The organism is Lactobacillus gallinarum (genome assembly GCF_002160635.1).
Lineage (GTDB): Bacteria > Bacillota > Bacilli > Lactobacillales > Lactobacillaceae > Lactobacillus > Lactobacillus gallinarum.
The window spans coordinates 1-5,404 of record NZ_NFKZ01000057.1; the positions used below are offsets into that span (position 1 = coordinate 1).

5 protein-coding genes are annotated in these 5,404 nt (G+C 36.9%); 4 read left to right on the forward strand and 1 reads right to left on the reverse strand.

Translation table 11 applies throughout. The features are described from left to right. Window positions 1–255: 255 nt before the first annotated feature. Entirely contained in the window at window positions 256–924 is a 669-nt protein-coding gene (locus B5E95_RS10140; protein WP_087236553.1) for a hypothetical protein, read from the reverse strand. An 88-nt stretch (window positions 925–1,012) separates the two neighbouring features. Between B5E95_RS10140 and B5E95_RS10145 the strand changes: the two genes are divergently transcribed. From B5E95_RS10145 to B5E95_RS10160, 4 genes are all read left to right on the forward strand, one after another. After that, window positions 1,013–2,284 carry a TcaA 3rd/4th domain-containing protein gene (locus B5E95_RS10145; protein WP_087236555.1) on the forward strand — a complete coding sequence of 424 codons (1,272 nt, stop codon included), beginning with the start codon at window positions 1,013–1,015 and terminating at the stop codon, window positions 2,282–2,284. Between the two features lie 144 nt (window positions 2,285–2,428). Next, window positions 2,429–3,178 (forward strand): ABC transporter ATP-binding protein, encoded by a 750-nt coding sequence (locus tag B5E95_RS10150; RefSeq protein WP_087236557.1) that lies wholly within the window; start codon window positions 2,429–2,431, stop codon window positions 3,176–3,178. Window positions 3,179–3,190: 12 nt separating this feature from the next. Beyond that, window positions 3,191–4,990, forward strand: a complete 1,800-nt coding sequence (locus B5E95_RS10155) for an FtsX-like permease family protein (RefSeq protein WP_087236559.1) — start codon at window positions 3,191–3,193, stop codon at window positions 4,988–4,990. A 193-nt stretch (window positions 4,991–5,183) separates the two neighbouring features. Then, window positions 5,184–5,404 (forward strand): helix-turn-helix domain-containing protein (locus B5E95_RS10160; RefSeq protein ID WP_162606891.1); only part of this gene is annotated, 221 nt, incomplete at its 3' end.

Genomic DNA, 5,404 nt, shown 5'->3' on the forward strand with positions numbered 1-5,404 from the left:
GGCAATAGTCAAAAGATTACTGCTGGTAAGTCAAGTCCGTATCTAAGCAAGTTGGTGTTCTGGTTAGCGTAAGCTAACGAGCCACTAAGCCCTAGACTTCAGTCTAGGGTAGTTGACTCAAAAAATAAGGTGTATGATGATTGCACGGGTGTATTGATGGGGGAGTATGTACAGCCCGTTTTTTAGTAGTCGGATAATGTGATCTTTAGTGACTACACTTTCTTGAATTAAAATAGCAAGGTTACGTATACCTTGCTATTTTTTGTGGAAAAGTTTTGTGAACCAATTCTGTTTTGCTGGCTTAATTTGTTCATGTTTTTCAGCAGGTTTATCCACAGATTTTACACTAGAGAAATGCTTAACCTTTTTCAAATTAGTGTGTAAATGATGCTCTTCGACTTTTTTAGTCTGATGATCTTTAAGTTTAATATGCGGTTTAGTATTTTTGACACGGATATGAAATTGACTAGAGGTTTGAGCCTCCATAGCGATGTCGGGGCGAATGTAATATAAATCCTGACCATCATAGCTATTGATTAAGAAGACTAGAATGTCATGAACGTCGCAAACGCAGCGCCAGGCCTGCTTTTTATCAGGTTCGATTTTGCTATCGTGGATCGCTGCATTCCCCATCCGGCGGACTTCATCGAATAAAGCCATAATGCTTAAAGGATAATCGAGTTCACCGCGTAAATAATGCGTGTCATTGCGCAAATTGCGATATTCACCGTCTGGCACATGATAATAAGCATTCAGATTCTCTAGTTTGAAGATTTTCTTAGTAAGTGTTTCAAGCAAAAGGCGAGAGTTGCTGATGACGTCACGATAATCATCGATTGTGTATAACTTGTGAATCTTTTCAGCAGCGGAGTATTGCTCGCTAAATGTTGGACTATTTTTGACAAAATTGAAGTTAATTTCCATAATTTTTCCTCACAAAAATGAAGATAGTTGCTATTTTGGCTCAACCTGTTAATCTAAATTAAAAGTATTAATTTGGTGGGTTTTAAGTATGAAAAAACGTAAAACTATTTGGTTATTTGGAATTATTGTGATTTTAGTTGGCGGATTAATTACCGCTGGCAATTTTTATTATACAAGAGATCGGCAGATTAGCCGCATTGTTGCCAACTTAAAAGACCCTAAGACGGGGATGGCGCAATATGTGATTGCTTCAACTCCTGATATGAAGGTAACCGATGATAGTTTAAAGCCGTTGCAAAATTATTTTAAGAATCATGCAGCGGCTGCGAAAAAATTAGATTCTAACTTACGTCATGATCGTGACAATGGTGAGATTCAATTAGTTGAAGCCGGTCGCTATTTCTTATTTTTCAGTAAATATAAGTTGCGAGTGCAGTGCTATCGTCCGCAGGTTCAAACCAACCATGCCAATTCGGCTTTGTTTGTTAACGGGGAAGATTACGGCAAAATGAATGGCGGCAATCAGAATTACTATCAAGATTTAGGATTAGTTTTCCCTGGTCGTTACCATATTTTGGTTAAATCCAAGGTTAACAATAGAAAGTTAGATGCTGACTCGATTGTAAATATTTGGTCAAATAAGACGGTAGATATGAAAATTAAAACCGCCACTTTCCAAATTCGCAGCGTTCCTAATGGCGTAGTTTATATCAATGATCATAAAACAGCCACTCTTAATAAAAAAGGCCACTATACATTTAAGGATTATCCGCTTGCTAAGAGAATGGAAATTTTTGTTAAAAGCAAGGTTGATGGTCAAACCATTAAATCTGAAAATGTGACAGATTTATCACAATCAATCAGTTCGGAATTTAGCGATAGTGAAGACGATGTAACTGATTATGATGGTGCAGCAGATTACCAAGGCAATGGTGAAAAAGACGTTTACCAAGATGCAGAAGGTGACTATATTGTTAACCCAATTTGGCCAGGTTTAATTAAAGTTGAAAATGCGGCGAGAATACTGTATACCAACTTTAAAAAGCCGATGGTAACCAATTTTGAAAATGGTAAAGAAAACGCCGATTATAAGAAGATTGAGCAACAAATCAAGAAGTGGAAAAAGGATAAGAAACTTAAGAAGTTCAATGTTGAAGTCAAAGTCTTATCTGTTTTGCCAGGTAAGCGCAATTATAGCAAGATTGATTATGAAGTAACTTTTGTTAAAAAGTACAAGGATAAGAGCAAAAAGACAGAAAAACTGTTATACCGGGATGCAGTTTTGCATCTAGTAAACGGTCATCAAGAGATTCAAACATTAGGAAAATGCAAATTAATTAAAACCAAAACTAGCAATTAAGCATTGATAGATCAAGGTTCTTCACGCGATAAGACGTGAAGAACTATTTTTTTGCGTAAAAATAGATTGACAAAAGGCTAATATCATATTAGTGTATTAATTGGATAATACAGTAAAACAAATTGGGGAGAAAGAGGTATAAAAATGAACGAAATTCTTGTGGTTGACGACGTCACCAAAACTTACGGTAAAAAAGGCGAAAAACAATACCAAGCTTTGAAGGGCATCAATTTTAAGGTGGCTGCAGGTGAATTCGTAGCAATCATGGGTGCTTCTGGCTCTGGTAAGACTACTTTACTTAACATTCTTTCAACTTTAGATAAACCAACTACGGGGCAAGTTTTCATTAATAAGCATGATGTTAGCACTTTGAATACTAATCAGATGGCTGACTTCCGTAGCAAAGAAATAGGTTTTATTTTCCAAGACTTTAATTTGCTAGAAAATTTGTCTAATCGAGAAAATATTGCATTACCACTTAGCTTGCGTGGATTATCAGCACGCAGAATTAATCCAATTGTGGATAGAATTGCAGCAAAATTAGGAATTAAAGAAATTTTGAATAAGTACCCTGCAGAAATTTCAGGGGGACAAAAGCAGAGAGTAGCGGCTGCACGTGCCTTGGTTCACGAACCATCAATCTTACTGGCCGATGAACCAACCGGTGCGCTTGATTCTAAGAGTGCAAGAGAATTACTAAACACGATGGAAAACTTAAACAAGCATGACGGCGTAACAACTTTGATGGTTACCCACGATCCATTTTCAGCAAGTTTTGCTAATCACATTTTATTTATCAAAGACGGTAAAATCGGTGAACAAATGATTAAAGGTGAAAAATCTAGAACAGACTTCTACCATGAATTGATTGCTCACTTGGGTACTGAGGAATAGGAGGAAGGAAAAATGATTTGGAAATTATCTTTAACCGGGATTAAAAGCCGGTTCAAAGACTACACGGTCCTGTTTTCAGGATTGGTAGTTGCAAGTACAATCTTTTATATGTTCTTATCCTTGGCAATTAACCCAGGCTTCATGAGTAAAGATGTTAATGCACCAGGACAATACTTAAGCTTCATCTTTGGCTTCGGGATTGTCTTACTCGCAATTATTACTTTCGTTTACTTGGTTTATGCGAATTCATTTTTGCTCAGCATGCGCCAGCACGACTATGGCATGTTCATGATGCTAGGGGCAAAAAGTTCTAAGCTTGGTTTGCTGATTTTCTGTGAAACCTTGTTAACAGGGATTTTGGCAGCTATTTTAGGAATTATTGTTGGCTTGGGTTTAACTGCTCTTGTGTCTAAATTATTGATTAGCAGTTTAGACTTACATATTACGCACTTTCAGATAATTTTGCCTAATGCAATTTTATGGACATTGATTTTCTTTGTAGTTGTATTCTTTTTAGCAGCGTTGAGAAATATGCATAAACTTGTGCGTAGTAAAGTGATTGACTTGCTTCATGAGAGTCAAAAGCCAATTAAGATCAGCCGCAAGAACGGTTTGCGCGTGGTTGAAGCTATCTTAGGTCTTTTGCTTTTAGCAGCAGGCTATTACATTATGGGGATGCCCGCTAATGCTATTTTCTTCATCATTCCAGCAGCATTAGTAACTATCGTGGCAGGCTCATACTTCACTTTTGATTCATTTTTCACTCTCATCATCAATCTTTTGCTCAAGAAAAAAGGCTTCGCTTACCGCGGTATTCGCGTCTTTACTCTTGGACAACTAAAATTCAGAATTCGTGATTACACACGTATTCTTTCCGTTATCTCACTACTTTTCGCTTTAGCTCTTGGTGCGATTACTGTTGGTCTTAACTTCAATTCATTGAAGAACCAAGCAGTAGTCAGCGACTACTATGATGCACAGATTGTGCAAAATACACCAGCTGTGCAAAAAAATGTGGACAAGTTAGATATTAAATCTAAGGCTACTTACCACTACGTTGAAACTAAGAAAGAACTATTCTTTAACAAGGCTGATTTCGACAAAAAGCCATTTAAATATATTAAATTTAGTCAACACGGTAATGATTTCCCAACTTATACACCAACTGTAGCCAAGACCAAAGATTTGGTTACTCCTGGTAATTCTGCTAATACTCGTTTGAGCATGATGCTACTTAATGGCACTAAAAAGATTGAACTAGTTTCTCCAGCTAAATTTAATACTATTCAAGGACAAAAGAAGTTTATAACTTTAATTAGAGTTAAGGATTTTGTTAAAGACTATCCAACTTTAACAAAGATTGAAAAGCTTCAAATGACTTCACCTATGATTAGTAGAGTGTTGAGTAGCACTAAGCCATTTACTTATCAAGTAGTGCTTGGCTTTGCCAGTGGTTTCGAATTCATGGGTTTCTTCCTAGGAATCGCGTTCCTAACCATGCTCGCTTCAACTTTGATGTTCAAAGTTTTAAGCGGCGCCGCCAGCGACAAAGTACGTTACGAAATGCTCTACAAGATTGGGACTAGGGAAAAGATGCTTAGAAAATCAATTAGAAATGAAATTGGGGTGCTATTTGCTTTACCTGGAGCACTAGGTATCATCGATGTTCTCTTCGGTTTGAGATTGTTCAAGGCATTATTACCTAAGCCATACATGGGCATCTGGCTACCATTCTTAATTTTCATCGTACTTTACTTCATTTACTACATTGTGACTGTAAAATTATACGAGAATATAGTGCTGAAAAAGTAGAATCTTAGGCTTAAATCAGTACTCGTTAATAAGCTAGGTATACGAAAAACGCCCGAAAATCCCCGTATTTTAATGCGGGGATGGATAGGGCCAAGCTGACCTAGCAGTCAGCTTTTTTTATTCCAAAAATAGAGACATATGTTCGACTTCCCTGTACAATATAAATATCTAATCTACAGAAGGAGGTGAAATCATGAAGAGAATGAGCAGCTTAGCCTATCATTTTGGCGTTAAGCTTCGCTTTTATCCTAGTTCTAAGCAAAAGAAAATCATTAAGTTGAACTATGATGCGCAGCGCTTTGTCTACAACTCTTATGTAGGACGCAATCGAAGCAATTATCATGCTAAGCACTACTTAGCTGTTAGACAATATCAAGCAATGCCTTTTGCCTTTTCTATTCTTAATAATTATGA